The organism is Kitasatospora sp. NPDC059673 (assembly GCF_042734215.1).
GTDB lineage: Bacteria > Actinomycetota > Actinomycetes > Streptomycetales > Streptomycetaceae > Kitasatospora.
On the sequence record NZ_JBHWEN010000008.1, the window covers coordinates 215492 to 232484 of the forward strand.

A 16993-nucleotide genomic window follows, 5' to 3' on the forward strand; every position below is an offset into this window, starting at 1 on the left:
CCTGACGAGGTATCACGTGAACAAGACCGACCAGGGGTCGGTGACATCGGGACAGCACCAGGCCATCAAGGCCGTCCCGGTCCGCCACCCCGGACGCTGGGTCGGAGTAGCCGTCATCGCCGTTCTCGCGGCCATGCTGCTCCACGCCCTGCTCACCAACGAGGCGATCAAGTGGGACATCGTCCGCGCCACCCTCACTGATCCCACCGTCGTCCACGGCATCTGGGTGACCCTGGAGCTGACCGTCCTGTCCATGCTGATGGGCGTGGTCGGCGGCGTGCTGCTGGCCGTCATGCGGCTCTCCTCGAACCCGGTGCTCTCCGGAACCGCCTGGGTGTACATCTGGATCTTCCGCGGCACCCCGGTGCTCGTGCAGCTGGTGTTCTGGAACAGCATCGGCGCGCTCTGGCCGACCCTGTCGATCGGCATCCCGTTCGGCCCGTCGTTCTGGTCCGAGAGCTCGAACACCCTGATCCCGGTGTTCACCGCCGCCCTGCTCGGCCTCGGCCTGAACGAGGCCGCGTACATGGCGGAGATCGTCCGGGCCGGCATCCAGTCGGTGGACGAGGGGCAGACCGAGGCGGCGCACGCGCTCGGCATGTCCAAGGTCGCCACCATGCGCCGGATCGTGCTGCCGCAGGCGATGCGGGTGATCATCCCGCCGACCGGCAACGAGACCATCTCGATGCTGAAGACCACCTCGCTGGTCCAGGTGATCGCGCTGGTCGAGCTGTTCACCGCCGGCCACGACATCTACGCCCGCACCTTCCAGACCATCCCGGTGCTGATCGCCGTCTCCATGTACTACTTGCTGATGACCTCGATCCTGACGGTCATCCAGTACTACATCGAGCGGCACTACGCCCGGGGCGCCAACCGGACACTGCCGCCCACCCCGATCCAGCGCCTGCAGGCCCTGTTCGCGGGCAAGTCCGCGCCGAAGGCCGCCCCCGCGGACGCCGAGGTGCCGGGCGGAGGGAGCCACGCATGACCGACCTGACCAAGCCGCAGACCATCGACCAGCCGATGGTCAAGGCCGAAGGCGTGCACAAGTCGTACGGCCAGATCGAGGTGCTCAAGGGCATCGACCTGGAGGTCAAGCAGAACGAGGTGTTCTGCCTGGTCGGCCCGTCCGGCTCCGGCAAGTCCACCTTCCTGCGCTGCATCAACCACCTGGAGCAGATCAACGCCGGCCGGCTGTACGTCGACGGCGAACTGGTCGGCTACCGGCAGCGCGGCGACCGGCTGTACGAACTGAAGGACCGCGAGGTCGCGCTGAAGCGCCAGGACATCGGCATGGTGTTCCAGCGGTTCAACCTGTTCCCGCACATGACCGCGCTGGAGAACGTCATAGAGGCGCCGGTGCAGGTCAAGAAGGAGAACCGGGCGGCCGCCAAGGAACGGGCGATGGTCCTGCTGGAGCGGGTCGGGCTGGCCAACAAGGCCGGCAACTACCCCACCCAGCTCTCCGGCGGCCAGCAGCAGCGGGTCGCGATCGCCCGGGCACTGGCCATGCAGCCCAAGCTGATGCTGTTCGACGAGCCCACCTCGGCGCTCGACCCCGAACTGGTCGGCGAGGTGCTGGACGTCATGCGCGGCCTGGCCGAGGAAGGCATGACGATGATCGTGGTCACCCACGAGATGGGCTTCGCCCGCGAGGTCGGCGACGCCCTGGTGTTCATGGACGGCGGCGTGGTGGTCGAGTCCGGCCACCCGCGCGAGGTACTCACCAACCCGCAGCACGAGCGCACCCGGGCGTTCCTGTCCAAGGTGCTCTGACCCGCGAGCGGGAGCGAAACCAGGGGCTGCACCACCAGGGAGAGCACCACCAGGGGCGCGGGGAAAACGCGCGAGCGGTGGGCTGCACCACCAGGGGCGCGGGGAACTGCGCGAGCAAGGAGCGCACGTCCGCAAGGTCGCGATGCAGGAGCAGGTCATCGTCCTGCGTCGCGATCTTGCGGTTGGGTGCCTTCCGCTGCGCGCAGTTCCCCGCGCCCCTGTTTCGCACCCACCGTTCGCGCAAGTCTCCCCGCGCCCCTGTTTCGCACCCACCGTTCGCGCAAGTCTCCCCGCGCCCCTGTTTTCGCGCCCGCCAGCTCTCGCGCCCACTCGCTCGCGCCAGTCTCTGTAATACCCTGGAGTCCTTGAGCCCGTTACACCCCGCCCGGAAGGACCCCCGTGGATCTCGCCTCGTACGCCGACTTCGCCGTTCGGCTGGTCAACAGCGAGGAGCCGGACCGCGGCACCGACGCCCTCACTTCGGTGGACGCCGTCCGGGCCCTGTTCGGCACCACCTCCGCCCGGGCCTCCGCGCTCGCGGACGAGTCCGACCTGCCCCGGCTGCGCGCCGTCCGCACCCGGCTGCGCGGCGTCTTCGAGGCCGCCGCCGAGGGCGAGGACGTCCGCGCCGTCGACCTGCTGAACAGCCTGATGGTGGAGTACCCCGTCAGCCCGCTGGTCTCCGGCCACGACGACCTGGACGACACCGGCCGCCCCAACTGGCATCTGCACCTGGCCGACAACGCGCCCACCGCGGCCGCCAACTACGCCGCCGTCGCCTGCATGGGGCTGGCCATCCAGCTCACCGAACTCGGGGTCGACCGGCTCGGCATCTGTCAGGCCTCGCCCTGCCGCAACGCCTACCTGGACACCTCCACCAACCGCTCCCGCCGCTACTGCTCGGACCGCTGCGCCACCCGCGCCAACGTGGCCGCCTACCGGGCCCGCAAGCGCCAGGAGGCGCAGCGCGCGCTGGCGGCCACCTCCGACTGAGCCGCCGTCAGAGCTCCGTCTCCAGGGGCGCGCTGACGCCCAGCCGCTCGGCCAGCCACGCCGGGCGGCCGCGCAGCGCGCGCTCCAGGCCGCGTCCAGGTGCCAGCCAGGCGGGCCGGGGCGCCAGTCGCAGCAGCACCCGGCCGAGCACCAACTCGTCCGGCACCGCGCCGTATTCGCGGCTGTCGGTGCGCACCAGCGGGTTGTCGGAGAGCATCCACCAGCCGCCCGGCCGGCGGCCCACCGCCCGCTTCACCACCAGCAGGTTCTGTTGCAGCGGATGCCGGAACAGCGCGATCGCGCCCGGCCGCAGTGGCGCGCCGTAGCGCACCAGCACCCGGTCGCCGTCGGACAGCAGCCGCCGCATCGACGGTCCGGCGATGTCGGCCACGCCGAACGGTGTCCCATATCGCACGATTTCTTACTCCTTCTTTTGCCCTAGGCCCCCGGGGCGACGGCGAATTCGGCTCGCCGTGAGGGTAATGTCGGGCCCGGGAAGACGATCTAAGGAAGGACCCCCATGTTCTCTCGTCTGTTTGCTCCGCGGGTCACCGCCCACGCGCACTGCGACCTGCCCTGCGGCGTGTACGACCCCGCCCAGGCCCGCATCGAGGCCGAGTCCGTGAAGGCCACTCAGGAGAAGTACCAGGCCAACGAGGACCCGCACTTCCGTGCGCGTGCGATCGTCATCAAGGAGGAGCGCGCCGAGCTGGTCAAGCACCACCTCTCGGTGCTGCACACCGACTACTTCAAGGCCCCGCACTTCGAGGCCTACCCGGGCCTGCACGACCTGTTCAACCGTGCCGGCAAGGCCGCTTCGGCCGCCAAGGCGTCCACCGACCCGGCCACCGGCCAGGCCCTGCTGGACCTGATCGCCGAGATCGACGCGATCTTCTGGGAGACCAAGAAGGCCTGACGGCACGTCAGTTGCTTCTGCCGGAACCCGGCCGCCACCGCCCCTCCCCGGGGCCCCGGCGGCCGGGTTCCGGCGTTCCGGGGTTTCGGGGTTTCCGCACCCCTGCCGGAGGCCGTCCGGCCCGGGTTTTCCCGGGTTTCTCCCGGGCATACAGCAATTTCCCGGCGGATGGGGCTTTCCGGAAGGAGGGGGGAGGTGAGTACGCTCGATCGTATGATCCGCACCGCGACTCCCGCCGACGTCCCCGTCATCCACGCAATGATCCGCGAGCTCGCCGACTACGAGAAGGCCCTGCACGAGGCCCGGGCCACCGAGGAGCAGTTGCACGACGCGCTGTTCGGCGAGCACCCGGCGCTGTTCGGCCTGATCGCCGAGGACGAGTCGGGCGTGCCGGCCGGTTTCGCGCTGTGGTTCCGCAACTTCTCGACCTGGCGCGGCACTCATGGCATTTATCTGGAAGATCTGTACGTCTCCCCCGACAAGCGCGGTGGGGGCCACGGCAAGGCGCTGCTCACCGAGTTGGCCCGGATCTGCGTGGAGCGCGGCTACCACCGGATGGAGTGGTCGGTGCTGGACTGGAACGAGCCGTCGATCGGCTTCTACAAGTCGCTGGGCGCGGTCCCGATGGACGAGTGGACGGTCTTCCGGCTCACCGACGACGCGCTCACCGAGCTCGGCTCCACGCCCCGCTGAGCGCAGACCGTTTCGAACACCGGTCCCTCGTTCCCGTGACGGTGGACGGAGATCACGACAGACCGGCCCCGGGCGCGGTAACGTCTCGGGGCACAAGGCAGTTGAACCGATGCCAGTGGTGGTGCCGGGGCCTCCGGACCCCCAAGCACCGAGCGTCACCCAGGAGGTGAGGGTGTCCCAGATCGACGGCGAGCCCGGAGTGAAGGACTTCGTTGAGGTCCGCCTGCCCGCGGCGGGCGCCTACCTCTCGGTGCTGCGGACGGCCACGGCCGGCCTCGCGGCACGGCTGGACTTCACCTTGGACGAGATCGAGGATCTTCGCATCGCGGTGGACGAGGCGTGCGCGATCCTGCTCCAACAGGCCGTTCCGGGCTCGATCCTGAGCTGCGAGTTCCGTCTGGTCGGCGATGCGCTGCGGGTCACCGTGTCCGCACCGACCACCGACGGCCGCGCCCCGGAGCGGGACACCTTCGCCTGGACGGTGCTCTCGGCGCTGGCCGGCGAGGTGGACTCCGCGGTGGCCGCGGACAACACCGTCTCCATCAGCCTGCACAAGAAGCGCGGCGGGTCGCCGGGCCAGCCGTAGGTAGTGACGTGTTCTCGGAACGGAACGGGTGATCGCCGTGAGTGATCTGAACCGCACAGTTGCCGTCGTACCTCCGCAGGCAAGCGTTGCCCGCACCGCCTCCCCTGACGAAGCCCTCCCGAAGGACCCCAGCCGGATGAGCCAGCCGACCGACCCGAAGCCCGAGCGGCCCGCGGCCGAGCCCGAGGAGGAGGGCGGCCCGGCGGCCGCCGCCGAGGCCGTCCGCTCGACCGTCCCGGCGCAGGGGCACCGCAGCGGCGCGCCCGACCGCGAGGCGGCCCGGGCCCTGTTCGTGCGGCTGTCCGAGCTGCCGGAGGGATCGCCGGAGCGGGTGGAGATCCGCAACCAGCTGGTCCGGATGCACATCCCGCTGGTCGAGCACCTGGCCCGCCGGTTCCGCAATCGCGGTGAGCCGCTGGACGACCTGACCCAGGTCGCCACCATCGGCCTGATCAAGTCGGTGGACCGGTTCGACCACGAGCGCGGGGTGGAGTTCTCCACCTACGCGACGCCCACCATCGTCGGCGAGATCAAGCGCCACTTCCGCGACAAGGGCTGGGCGGTGCGGGTGCCGCGCCGGCTCCAGGAGCTGCGGCTGTCGCTGACCACGGCGACCAGCGAGCTGTCCCAGCGGCACGGCCGCTCCCCCACGGTGCACGAGCTGGCCGAGCACCTGGGCATCTCCGAGGAGGACGTGCTGGAGGGCCTGGAGTCCGCCAACGCGTACTCCACGCTGTCCCTGGACGTGCCGGACAGCGACGACGAGTCGCCGGCCGTGGCGGACACCCTGGGCGCCACCGACGAGGCGCTGGAGGGCGTCGAGTACCGCGAGTCGCTGAAGCCGCTGCTGGCCCAACTCCCGCCCCGGGAGCAGAAGATCCTGGTGCTGCGGTTCTTCCGGAACATGACCCAATCGCAGATCGCGGCCGAGGTCGGCATCTCCCAGATGCACGTCTCCCGGCTGCTGGCCCGCACCCTGGCGCAGTTGCGCGAGAAGCTGCTGGTCGAGGAGTGATCACCTCCCGCACGCGCCGCAGGGCCCGTCCCCGAACCCGGGGGCGGGCCCTGCGGCCGTACGTACCGGGCGGCTACTGCTCGCCGTAGAGCACCGCGGTGACCCGCGGGTTGAGCAGCGAGACGATGCCGGCCAGGCCGAGCACGGCGATCGCGGCGCCGACGGCGATCATGCCGCCGCCGGACTGCCACATGTAGTAAGCGACCGGCAGGCAGATCGAGTTGGTGAGCACAGCGGGGCTGCGGCCCCACTTCTGCCCGTGCAGCAGCGCGCGGCCGGCCAGCAGCGGCAGCAGGCCCATCAGCAGCAGCACGGCGCCGCCCATCTCGGTGCGGCCGAAGGCGGCGTCGCTGCCGGAGAAGCCGGAGATCAGGTCGTAGATTCCCCAACCCGCCATCGCCGCGCCCTCCAGCGCGGTGATGCCCGCGCCGACGAGCAGCAGGACGGGCCGGTCGGGTGCGGTGGTGGTGGCGGGAGCGGTTTCAGCGGTCACCTGGCCAGGGTAACGGTCGTCTTACCTCGGGCGGGTCGTAGGCTGATCGTCATGCGCGCTCTCCTGGTCGTGAACCCGAAGGCGACCACCACCAGTGGCCGGACCCGGGACGTCCTGATCCATGCTCTGCGCAGCGATCTGAAGCTGGATGTCGCGGAGACCCAGTACCGGGGGCACGCGGGCGATCTGGCCCGGCGGGCGGCCGAGGACGGCACGGTGGACCTGGTGGTGGCGCTGGGCGGCGACGGCACCGTGAACGAGGTCGTGAACGGCCTGCTGGCGCACGGTCCGGGCGAGCGGGTGCCGCGGCTGGCGGTGGTGCCGGGCGGGTCGACCAATGTGTTCGCCCGCGCGCTGGGGCTCCCGAACGATCCGGTGGAGGCCACCGGCGCACTCCTGGACGCGTTGGAGCACCGGCGGGAGCGCGCGATCGGTCTGGGCAAGGCGCTGAGCGCCGGCGAGCCGGACCGCTGGTTCACCTTCACCGCCGGGCTGGGGTTCGACGCGGGCGTGGTCGGCCGGGTGGAGCGCCAGCGCCGGGCGGGGCGCAAATCCACCCACGCGCTCTATGTCATGGAGGCGCTGCGGCACTACGTGACCGAGCGTGAACACCGTCGTTCGGGCCCGATCTCCCTGGAGATCAACGGCCGGGAACCGGTGTCGGGCATGGTGCTGGCCATAGTCTCCAACACCTCTCCGTGGACCTTCCTGGGCTCCCGTCCGGTCTTTCCGTCCCCCTCGGCATCGTTCGAAACCGATCTGGACATCTTCGGCATCACTCGAATGACGGCGTTCGGCACCGCCCGGACGGTCCGTCAGATCCTGCGCCCGCAGCCCTCGGCAAAGGATGGCGCACGCCCTGCCGACCCGTCCGGAAAGCATCTCGTCTCCTATCACGACGTCAGACACTTCACCTTGGTTTCACAGGAACCGGCCCCGTTTCAGGTCGACGGGGACCACCTTGGGGACAGGAGTCGCGTCAGTTTCACAGGCGTACGACGGGCACTGCGTGTGATTGTGTGACCAGAAGGGGGTCTTCACCTTGCACTCGAACGTGCGAGCCCCTTCACCCCATAGAAGTACTGCCTGTGAGGTAGGCGACACCGAAGAATCAAAAATTTCTTGCCGAAGGGGGTTGTATCCGGCTTCGAGGTTTGCGAACCTCTACATGGCGATCGGGACACACCGCAGACGACATCGCGGCAGAGTCCCTCGAATCGCCGAACCCCTCTCAGCAAAGACCTCCCGGGCCCGGTGGGCCTTTGGTCCCTTTTGCTGTTACGGGATTCGTGAAAGCGTTCACATTCACAAGCCATACGAGTGAGTCGCGGGCCACCGCCCGTGACCGGAGGAGTTGGACGACCATGGACTGGCGCCACCGCGCTGTCTGCCGCGAAGAGGACCCGGAGCTGTTCTTCCCGATCGGGAACACCGGTCCTGCTCTGCTGCAGATCGAGGAAGCCAAGGCCGTGTGCCGCCGTTGCCCCGTCATGGAGCAGTGCCTGCAGTGGGCGCTCGAGACCGGTCAGGACGCCGGCGTCTGGGGCGGCATGAGCGAGGACGAGCGTCGTGCGATGAAGCGCCGCGCCGCCCGCAACCGCGCCCGCACCGCCTGACGCGGCATCAGAAGCAGTACGGATCAACCCACGATCAAGGGTTCGGTCGCATTCGGCCGGCCGAGCCTTCCCGCACGGGCCCCGCTCCAACTGCGGGGCCGACGACGCGAGCCGCCCAGGCACTTGATACTGTTCACTTAGAGCAATATCGTGGACCTGCGGCGCTCACCGTGTGCAACACACGAGGCGAACGTCGCGCCACTCCAGAGCCCCCGTTCCGGCCGACTCCCCCCGACGGCCGGACCGGGTTGAGAGGCCCTGCCGACCCACCCCCCCCGGTCGGCAGGGCCTCGTTTCTGTTGCCCTGCGCTTTCGTCGCCCCGGCTTCCCCGATCAGCGGACCGGGATCTCCAGCACCACCTTGGTGCCGCCGCCCGGCGCGGCCACCATGTCGAAGGTGCCGCCGAGTTCACCGGTGGCCAGGGTGCGGACGATCTGCAGGCCGAGGTTGCCGGCCTGCTGCGGGTCGAAGCCCTCGGGCATGCCGCGGCCGTCGTCCTGCACCGTGATCAGCAGGTACTCCTCCGGCCGCGCCCCGCTGTTCCAGCTGTCCGACCAGCCCTTGCCGCCGACCGGCGCGCGACCGCGCAGCGCACTCACCTCCACCTTCCCGGAGGCGGACGGGCCGAACGCGTGCTCCAGCGCGTTCTGCGTCAGCTCGGTGAGGATCATCGCGAGCGGAGTGGCCACCTCGGCCGACAGGATGCCGAACGAGCCGCTGCGGCGGGTCGCCACCCGGCCGTCCTGGGACAGCTCCATCACCATCGCCAGCACCCGGTCGGCGATCTCGTCGAACGCCACCTGCTCGTCCAGCGCCTGCGAGAGCGTCTCGTGCACGATGGCGATCGAGCCGACCCGGCGCACCGCCTCGTCCAGCGCGGCCCGGCCGGCGTCGGAGTCCATCCGGCGGGACTGCAGCCGCAGCAGCGCCGCGACCGTCTGCAGATTGTTCTTCACCCGGTGGTGGATCTCCCGGATGGTGGCGTCCTTGGTCATCAACTCGCGATCACGGCGACGGAGTTCGGTGACGTCGCGGCAGAGCACCAGCGAACCGGTGGGCGTCCCCTTGGGTTTCAGCGGGATGGTCCGCAGGGTCACCACCCCGCCCTGTGCCTCCACCTCGGTCTGCCGGGGCGCCCAGCCGCTGGCCATCTTCACCATCGCCTCGTGCACCGCACCGCGGCTCGGCGGCACCAACTCGGCGGTGGCCTGGCCGAGATGGCTGCCCACCAGGTCGGTGGTCAGACCCAGCCGGTGGTACGCCGACAGCGCGTTCGGGCTGGCGTACGTCACCACGCCCTCCGCGTCCAGCCGGATCAGGCCGTCGCCGACCCGCGGCGCGGCGTCCATGTCGGCCTGCTCGGCGCCCGGGAACGGGAAGGTGCCGGCGGCGATCATCTGCGCGAGGTCGCTGGCGCTCTGCAGGTAGGTCAGCTCCAGCCGGCTCGGGGTCCGCACCGTCAGCAGGTTGGTGTTCCGGGCGATCACGCCCAGCACCTTGCCGTCCCGTCGCACCGGGATGGACTCCACCCGCACCGGCACCTCCTCCCGCCACTCCGGGTCGCCCTCCCGGACGATCCGCCCCTCGTCGTACGCCGCGTCCAGCAACGGCCGGCGGCCCCGGGGCACCAGGTGGCCGACCATGTCGTCCTGGTACGAGGTCGGGCCGGTGTTGGGCCGCATCTGGGCCACCGAGACGTAGCGGATGCCGTCCCAGGTGGGGATCCACAGCACCAGGTCGGCGAAGGACAGGTCGGAGAGCAGCTGCCACTCCGAGACCAGCAGATGCAGCCACTCCACGTCGGCACCGGTGAGGGTGGTGTGGCGGCGGACGAGTTCGTTCAGCGAGGGCACACCGTGAGGGTATCTCCGACCACTCCGGGGCACGTTGTCCAGACCAATCGGACCGGGGCTCTGGACAACGCAGATTGGTCTAGTCCACAATGAGGGTGCACCAAGGAGAGGCCCCCCGCGCAACTGCCCTGACCGCGCGAGGCCCCTCCTCGGTCGGAGGCGTCGTTCGAGGGTCCCGCACAACTCTCGGACGGTCCCCGCCTCCGACATACAGCTCCGGGCTGCGGTGCCGCACAGGTTGAGGGTCCTGTGTCGGCGCCGTGGCCCGTAGTGTTTTTTTCCGGGCGGGAAGTTTGCTGCGAAGGCAGGCGGGGCGCGAAAACAGGGGCGCGAGGAACTGCGCGAAGCGGAAGGCACCCACCAGCCAGGTCGCGACGCGGGACAATGACCTGCACTTGATCGCGACCTTGCGGACGTGGCGTGCGCTTGTCGCGCAGTTCCCCGCGCCCCTGATTTCGCACCCGCTGCCGTCTCCCCGCCCCCGGTTTCGCGCCCCTGGTGGTGCATCCCGCCTGTTTTCGCGCCCGGCCGCCCCCACCAGTCCGGTGGAGGCGGCCTTCGCGCAGCAGGTCTCAGCGCGTCTCGGTGACCTTCGCGAGAGCGCGGGGCGCGTCCGGGTCCTGGCCGCGGGCGATGGTGACCTCGTACGCGAGGAGCTGGAGCGGGAGGATCTCCAGGATCGGCTGGACCTCCTCCGGCACGCCGCGGGGCAGGGCGAAGCCGGCGCTCGCGGCGTCGACCTGGTCCTGCTGGCCGATGACGACGAGGTCGGCGCCCCGGCCGCGCAGGCGGTCCAGGACGGGCTGCAGAGCCTCGCCGCCGCGGCCGTCGGGAACGATCGCGATGACCGGCGAGACGTTGTCGACCATGGCCAGCGGGCCGTGCAGCAGGTCGGCGCCGGAGAACGGGGAGGCCGGGATGTAGGTGGTCTCCATCAGCTTCAGCGCCGCCTCGCGGGCGGTCGGGTAGCCGTAGCCGCGCGAGGTGATGACCAGGCGCTGGGCGAACCGGTACCGCTCGGCGAGCGCCTTGACCTCGCCCTGGCGGGCCAGGATCCCGGCGGCCAGCTCCGGCAGCACCTTGGCAGCCGAGCCGTCGTTGCCGCGCAGGCCCTCGATGAAGAGGTACAGCGCGAGCAGTTCGGCGGTGTAGGTCTTGGTGGCGGGCAGCGCCTTCTCCGGCCCGGCCAGCACGTCGATGTGGAACTCGGAGACCTCGGCCAGCGGCGAGCCGGCGTTGTTGGTGACCGCCAGGGTGATCGCGCCGGCCTCGCGGGCCGCCTTGGTGGAGGCGACCAGGTCGGGCGAGCCGCCGGACTGGCTGACGGTGATGACCAGGCAGTCGGTGAGGTCCGGCTTGGCGCCGTACGCGGTGGTGGTGGACATCGAGGTGAGGCCGGCGGGCTTGCCGAGCAGCACCTCGATCAGGTACTTGGCGTACAGCGCGGCATTGTCGGAGGTGCCGCGGGCGGTGAGCAGGACGAACCGCGGGTTGCGGGCTGCGATCTGCTTGGCGATCTCGCGGATCGCGGGCGCGCCCTCGTCGAGGATGCGCTGCAGGACGGCCGGCTGCTCGGCCATCTCCGCCGACATGATCCTGCCGGGTACGGAAACAGTCTGCGGGTCGGACATCGGGGTGTGCCTCCGTGGAGAGATGGTTCTACCCCGTGGGGCGGGATGCCCGACGGGGACCTCTGGAACGGCGGCGAGTCCGCACCCTCGCTGCGTGGAACTGTGCTGGGCCGATCCTACGTGGACCGGACGCCGCAGCACACGTCGTGACGGTACGTCGGCGTCCGGCCCAGGAGAATCAGGACGGGTTGTTGATCAGCTGGTCGATCTGCGCGTCGGCTTCCTTGGTGGCGTCCTCGACGCTCTTGCCCTTGAAGATCGCGTCCAGCATGTTCACCAGGACGTTCTGCTTCTCGACCGCGCCCCAGCCGGGGGCGGCCGGGGTGAACCAGGCGTCCTGGACGGCGTTGGCGGCCGCGGCCGTGGCGGGCTTGTTCTTCAGCGGCGCCAGCTGGGTCAGGTTGTTCGGCAGGGTGTCCTTGTCGGCGAGCACCTGCTCGGACTTGGTGCTGGTGAACATCCGCACCCAGTCGGTGGCGATCGCGGCGTTCTGCGACTTCGCGGTGACGGCGAGATCGGAGCCGCCGATGAAGGAGGGCAGCGGCTTGCCGTTCGGGCCGGGCATGGTGACGATCTTCAGCGAGTTCTTGAGCGCCGGGGTGCCGGTGATCGGGGCGATCGCGTCGCTCAGCTCCCAGCCGTTGGCGTAGATCAGCGCGGCCTTCTCGTGGCCGAGCACGCCGGCCTGCTTGGCCTCGTTGACCTTCAGATCGCCCTTGTTGTACGTCTTCACCAGGTTGACGAAGTGCTGGAGGCCCGCCTGCGCCTTGGGGTCGTGCAGGGTGCCGTGCCAGACGCCGCTGGAGTCGAACTTGGCGATCGAGCCGCCGTACGCGGTGACGTAGGACATCGCGGCGTACCAGTACGGACCGGGCAGGTAGAGCGCGGAGAACCCGGGATTGTTCTTGTTGCGCTGGGCCACCTTGTCGAGGGCGGCGGTGAGTTCCTCCTCGGTCTGCGGAAGGTCCGCGGAACCGGTGGCGTCCTGGAACATCTTCGCGTTGTAGACGCCGACCCGGGCGCCCGCGTAATAGGGAACGCAGTAGAGCTTCTGGTTGTACGTACAGGTGTCGGCGAGACCCTTGATCCAGTTGTCGGAGTTGTCGAATCCGGTCCGGTCGAGCCCGGCCAGTGCGCCGTTGACCATGTACTTGGTGGTCTCGGTGTTGCCGAGTTCGACCACGTCGGGCGCCTGGTTGGTGGCGATCGCGGCGTCCAGCTCGGCGATCTTGTCCTTCCAGGTGTGGTAGCTGAGCTTCAGCTCCACCTTGGGGTACTTCGCGGCGAACTGGTCGTTGACCTGCTGCACCAGTTCCGGCCAGCTCTTCTGGGCGTCGTCCATCAGCCAGACCGTGACACTGCCGGTCGCGTCCTTCGGGTCGACGGCGCCCGGCGACCCGGCCGGGCTGCCGCCGGACGAGCAGCCGACGGCGGTGGCCAGCAGAACGGCGGTGCCGAGCGCGGCCAGAACCTGACGCTTCACGCAAATCCTCCGAATCGGGTGCGGGGAGGTCTGCGCAAGTGGTACAGACCAGTTTTCCGGATCCTGGCCCAGACCATTTGCAGCGTCAACGCGCGTGATGATGACAAGTCCCGCTTGTTGTCGATCCGTTGCTGGTTCTGCCCCGCTCACGTCAATACCGGGGTGGGTATGCCCTTAAGGCTCACTTAAGGCTCGCTTCAGGCCACACCGAGTAACCGGAGGCGCGCACTCCGGTGCGGTCGATTCGTCCCGCCATATCCGGATCCGCTCCCGACTTGGTCCAGTCCAACACGACCGAGTCAAGCGTTGATAACGGCTTGCGCAGACGCTTCTCGATCCCTTGACGCTCGTCATTGGTCCATGCCAATCTCCAGGCGTTGGTCTAAACCAATGGTCTACTCCACCTCGCGGATCGGCTCGCCTGCCCCGGCAGTTCGTGTCCGTGTCACCCGGTGACGTTCCCCCTTACGGCACGACGCAGCTTCAGGGCCAATGGCCCGGCGGCCCGGTGCCCCACCTTGCTCATCCCTGGAGGATGGTTTGAACCGCAAGATCGCAGCCGTGGCCGCTGTCGCCACCGTGCTCGTCGCCTCGGCTTGCTCCTCGTCTTCGTCCGGTTCCGGCGGTGACAAGGCCACTCTGAGCAAGGACGGCAAGGGCAAGAAGATCACCGTCTGGCTGATGCAGGACGCCCAGAAGGGCTGGCCCGAGGTCGTCGACGCGGCGAAGAAGCAGTTCACCGAGGAGACCGGCGCCGAGGTCGACGTCCAGTGGCAGACCTGGACCAACTACACCACCAAGCTCGACACCGCCCTGCTCTCCGGCAACGCCCCGGACGCGCTGGAGGTCGGCAACACCCAGGCCGCCAAGTACATCGAGGCCGGCTCCTTCGTCGACCTGACCTCGGAGAAGAGCAAGTTCGACAACTCGGACAAGTGGCTGGACTCGGTCGCCGCCTCCGGCCAGTCGGCCGACGGCTCCAAGACCTACGCCGTCCCGTACTACGCCGGTGCGCGCGTCCTGATCTACCGCAAGGACCTGTTCGAGGCCGCCGGTGTCGCCCAGGCCCCGACCACGATCGAGGAGCTGAAGGCCGCCCTGGCCAAGGTCAAGGCCGCCAACGCCGGCGTCCCGGGCTTCTCCGCGCTCTACATGCCGGGCCAGAACTGGTACTCCGCCGTCTCCTTCGGCGCCGGCCAGTTCGGCGTCAAGGGTGTCATCGCCAAGAAGGACGGCGACAAGTGGGCCGGCAACCTGACCGACCCGAAGTTCATCGAGGGCGTCAAGACCTGGAACGACCTGCAGAAGGAATACTCCACCGGCGGCACCACCAACGACGAGGCCACCCAGGACGCGCTGATGGCCAAGGGCAACATCGCCGCCATCATCGGCAACGGCTGGGAGGTCGCCTCGGTCGCCGACCCGAAGATCGGTGACCCGACCCTGAAGGACAAGCTCGCCACCATCGCCCTCCCGGGCACCGCGGCCGGCTCCCCGACCCCGGCGTTCCTCGGCGGCTCCGACCTGGCCGTCCCGTCCAAGGCCCCCAACCCCGGCCTGGGCGCGACCTTCCTGCAGATCTACTCCAACACCGCGCAGCAGACCCTGCTCGCCAAGCACGCCATCCCGAACGCCAAGAACCTGGTCGCCGCGTACAAGCAGGCCGACCCGGCGAACAAGGCCACCGGTGAGGCGGCCGAGGGCCAGACCTGGTTCATCCCGAACTCGCCGCTGTGGTCCGGCGCCGACGAGACCGCTCTGAAGACCGCCTTCAGCGCGATCGCCTCCGGCGGCGACGCGGCCACCGAGCTCAAGAAGGCCCAGGACGTCATCGTCAAGGACCTGAACGGCTGACCCAGCTGATCCGCGGTCGGCCCGGGAGCCCGCTCCCGGGCGGACCACCGCACTGAGCGCCGGTTGGGGGGTGGGCAGTCCGCGTGATTGCGGACTGCCCACCCGTGCGCCAGGACCGACCAGAACCCGCGGGCCCGGGAAGGACCCTGATGAGTGTGACCACCAACGAGACCGTGACCCGGTCCGACAAGTCGGGGCCTGCCCCGGCGGGGAAGCCGCAGCGCCGCGGATTCTTCGCGGCCGGCCAGTACATCCCCTACACCCTTCTGCTGCCCGCCGTCGTCGTACTGGTGGGCGTTCTGGCGTATCCGCTGTTCAGACTGTTCGACCTGTCGTTCCAGAACATCAACCGCTACGCGCTGCTGGTGAACCCGGCGCTGGGGAAGTACATCGGCTTCGAGGGCTACAGCAAGATCCTCGGCGACGACCAGTTCTGGGAGGTCGTGCTCCGCTCGATCTACTTCACCGCCGAGCTGGTCGTCCTCTCGATGGCGCTGAGCATGGCGATCGCGCTGCTGCTGAACCGGGTGTCCAACTGGGCCCGGGTCACCGTCATCACCGTGATGATGTTCGTCTGGGCGATCCCCGCGCTGGTCAACGGCCAGGTGTTCCGCTGGCTGTTCTCCGCCAACGGCGGTGTGATCGACTACCTGGCCTTCCTGGTCACCGGTGACGAGTCCTGGAAGCATTACGACTGGTTCGCCGACCCGACCGTCGGCCTGTACGTGGTCGGCGCCTCCGTCATCATCTGGGGCGCGATGCCGTTCCTGGTCCTCGGCCTGTACGCCGCGCTCACCCAGGTGCCCCCGGAGCTGACCGAGGCCGCCCGCCTGGACGGCGCCAACAACATCCAGGTCTTCCGGCACGTGACCCTGCCGATCATCAAGCCGTTCCTGATGATCTCCGCCGCACTCAGCTTCATCTGGGACTTCCAGGTCTTCGCGCAGATCTTCTCGCTGCGCAACACCTCGCCCGAACCCGGCTACTGGACCATCGGCCTCTACCTGTACATGAACGGCATCGTCCGCTCCCGCTACAGCGAGAGCTCGGTGATCTCGATCGTCATGATCATCATGATGCTGGCGGTGCTCGTGTTCTACATCCGCCAGATGCTCAAGATCGGAGCCAACGAGCGATGACCGCGACGACCACGCACCCGTCCGGGCCGCCGGCGGCGCCCGGGACCGCCAGGCCGAAGACCAGGAAGGCCAAGGCCCGCACCGTCGGCCGGCGCCCGGTGACGACCTGGTTCTGGAACAGTCTCGCCATCGGCGTCGCCGTGGTGATGGCCTTCCCGATCTACTGGATGATCCTCACCACGTTCAAGACGAACAAGGACCTGATCTCCCAGGACCCGACCTTCTGGCCCTCGTCCTTCTCGTTCGAGAGCTACACCACGATCTTCGACGACCCCGAGTTCCTGCCCTCGCTGCAGAACACCCTGACCCTCACCCTCGGCGCGGTGGTGCTCGGTCTGGTGGTCGGCTTCCTCGCCGCCGTCGCGGTGGCCCGGTTCAACTTCCGCGGCCGCAACTTCTTCATCGTCACCATGCTGGTGGTCCAGATGGTGCCGCTGCTGGCGATCATCATCCCGCTGTTCGTGGTGATGAACGGCGCCAACCTGACCGGCACCCTGTTCGGCGTGGTCCTCGCGTACCTGGTCTTCACCGTGCCGTACGTGATCTGGACGCTGCGCTCCTTCATCGTGAACATCCCGGCGGAGCTGGACGAGGCCGCCATGGTCGACGGCTGCACCCAGTGGGGCGCGTTCTTCCGCGTCATCCTGCCGCTCACCCTGCCCGGCCTGATCACCACCGGTGTCTACAGCTGGATTCAGGCGTGGAACGAGTTCATCGTCGTCAACACGCTGATGGGCAGCAGCAAGACCCACACCTCGATGATGTGGCTGACCTTCTACTCCACCACCCCCACCCGGGGTGCGGACTACGGCGCGCAGATGGCCGGCGGCCTGCTGGTCTCGCTGCCCGTGATCATCCTGTTCGTGTTCTTCCAGAAGAAGGTGTCGGCGGGTCTCACCGCCGGTGCGGTCAAGGGCTAAGGTCCCTTCCTCACCCCAATC

The 16993-nt window shown here is 69.0% G+C and carries 17 protein-coding genes; 12 read left to right on the forward strand and 5 right to left on the reverse strand.

The window, feature by feature from the left end; translation table 11 throughout:
• The first annotated feature begins 16 nt into the window (after positions 1-16).
• From ACFV18_RS12790 to ACFV18_RS12800, 3 genes are all read left to right on the forward strand, one after another.
• The gene (locus tag ACFV18_RS12790; protein WP_380482296.1) at positions 17-991 is read left to right on the forward strand and encodes an amino acid ABC transporter permease; all 975 of its coding nucleotides are present in this window, start codon (positions 17-19) and stop codon (positions 989-991) included.
• 35 nt (positions 992-1026) lie between these two features.
• Positions 1027-1779: an amino acid ABC transporter ATP-binding protein gene (locus ACFV18_RS12795; protein WP_380482350.1), complete on the forward strand. Its 753-nt coding sequence runs from the start codon at positions 1027-1029 to the stop codon at positions 1777-1779.
• 399 nt (positions 1780-2178) lie between these two features.
• Positions 2179-2772 (forward strand): CGNR zinc finger domain-containing protein, encoded by a 594-nt coding sequence (locus tag ACFV18_RS12800; RefSeq protein WP_380482298.1) that lies wholly within the window; start codon positions 2179-2181, stop codon positions 2770-2772.
• A 7-nt stretch (positions 2773-2779) separates the two neighbouring features.
• Here the strand turns inward: ACFV18_RS12800 and sodX are convergent, their stop codons facing one another.
• The gene (sodX, locus tag ACFV18_RS12805) at positions 2780-3187 is read right to left on the reverse strand and encodes a nickel-type superoxide dismutase maturation protease (RefSeq protein WP_380482300.1); all 408 of its coding nucleotides are present in this window, start codon (positions 3185-3187) and stop codon (positions 2780-2782) included.
• A gap of 105 nt (positions 3188-3292) precedes the next feature.
• Between sodX and sodN the strand changes: the two genes are divergently transcribed.
• The 4 genes from sodN (at position 3293) to ACFV18_RS12825 (ending at position 5982) form a co-directional block, all read left to right on the forward strand.
• Positions 3293-3688: a superoxide dismutase, Ni gene (gene sodN / locus ACFV18_RS12810; RefSeq protein WP_043915979.1), complete on the forward strand. Its 396-nt coding sequence runs from the start codon at positions 3293-3295 to the stop codon at positions 3686-3688.
• 213 nt (positions 3689-3901) lie between these two features.
• A complete protein-coding gene (locus tag ACFV18_RS12815; RefSeq protein ID WP_380482302.1) occupies positions 3902-4381 on the forward strand; it encodes a GNAT family N-acetyltransferase in 480 nt (159 codons plus the stop codon).
• 172 nt (positions 4382-4553) lie between these two features.
• Entirely contained in the window at positions 4554-4967 is a 414-nt protein-coding gene (locus ACFV18_RS12820) for an anti-sigma regulatory factor (protein ID WP_380370585.1), read from the forward strand.
• Positions 4968-5004: 37 nt separating this feature from the next.
• Positions 5005-5982, forward strand: coding sequence for an RNA polymerase sigma factor SigF (locus tag ACFV18_RS12825; RefSeq protein WP_380482304.1), 978 nt, complete (start codon positions 5005-5007; stop codon positions 5980-5982).
• A gap of 73 nt (positions 5983-6055) precedes the next feature.
• Here ACFV18_RS12825 and ACFV18_RS12830 read toward each other — a convergent pair whose 3' ends face one another.
• Positions 6056-6475 carry a hypothetical protein gene (locus tag ACFV18_RS12830; RefSeq protein WP_380482305.1) on the reverse strand — a complete coding sequence of 140 codons (420 nt, stop codon included), beginning with the start codon at positions 6473-6475 and terminating at the stop codon, positions 6056-6058.
• A 51-nt stretch (positions 6476-6526) separates the two neighbouring features.
• On the opposite strand from ACFV18_RS12830, the gene ACFV18_RS12835 reads away from it, so the two are divergent.
• Positions 6527-7498 carry a diacylglycerol/lipid kinase family protein gene (locus tag ACFV18_RS12835; protein WP_380482307.1) on the forward strand — a complete coding sequence of 324 codons (972 nt, stop codon included), beginning with the start codon at positions 6527-6529 and terminating at the stop codon, positions 7496-7498.
• A gap of 341 nt (positions 7499-7839) precedes the next feature.
• Positions 7840-8091, forward strand: coding sequence for a WhiB family transcriptional regulator (locus tag ACFV18_RS12840; RefSeq protein ID WP_014138019.1), 252 nt, complete (start codon positions 7840-7842; stop codon positions 8089-8091).
• Positions 8092-8424: 333 nt separating this feature from the next.
• Here ACFV18_RS12840 and ACFV18_RS12845 read toward each other — a convergent pair whose 3' ends face one another.
• The 3 genes from ACFV18_RS12845 to ACFV18_RS12855 all read right to left on the reverse strand — a co-directional run bounded on the left by ACFV18_RS12845 (position 8425) and on the right by ACFV18_RS12855 (position 13059).
• Complete coding sequence (locus ACFV18_RS12845) at positions 8425-9945, reverse strand: sensor histidine kinase (protein WP_380482309.1); 1521 nt, start codon at positions 9943-9945, stop codon at positions 8425-8427.
• 572 nt (positions 9946-10517) lie between these two features.
• Positions 10518-11576 carry an SIS domain-containing protein gene (locus tag ACFV18_RS12850; RefSeq protein ID WP_380482311.1) on the reverse strand — a complete coding sequence of 353 codons (1059 nt, stop codon included), beginning with the start codon at positions 11574-11576 and terminating at the stop codon, positions 10518-10520.
• Positions 11577-11754: 178 nt separating this feature from the next.
• Positions 11755-13059, reverse strand: a complete 1305-nt coding sequence (locus tag ACFV18_RS12855) for a sugar transporter (protein ID WP_380482312.1) — start codon at positions 13057-13059, stop codon at positions 11755-11757.
• Between the two features lie 540 nt (positions 13060-13599).
• Between ACFV18_RS12855 and ACFV18_RS12860 the strand changes: the two genes are divergently transcribed.
• The 3 genes from ACFV18_RS12860 (at position 13600) to ACFV18_RS12870 (ending at position 16972) form a co-directional block, all read left to right on the forward strand.
• Positions 13600-14913, forward strand: coding sequence for an extracellular solute-binding protein (locus ACFV18_RS12860; protein WP_380482313.1), 1314 nt, complete (start codon positions 13600-13602; stop codon positions 14911-14913).
• 149 nt (positions 14914-15062) lie between these two features.
• Complete coding sequence (locus ACFV18_RS12865; protein WP_380482315.1) at positions 15063-16052, forward strand: carbohydrate ABC transporter permease; 990 nt, start codon at positions 15063-15065, stop codon at positions 16050-16052.
• Positions 16049-16972 (forward strand): carbohydrate ABC transporter permease, encoded by a 924-nt coding sequence (locus ACFV18_RS12870; RefSeq protein ID WP_380482317.1) that lies wholly within the window; start codon positions 16049-16051, stop codon positions 16970-16972. Before ACFV18_RS12865 ends, ACFV18_RS12870 begins: the two co-directional genes overlap by 4 nt.
• Positions 16973-16993 lie beyond the last annotated feature (21 nt).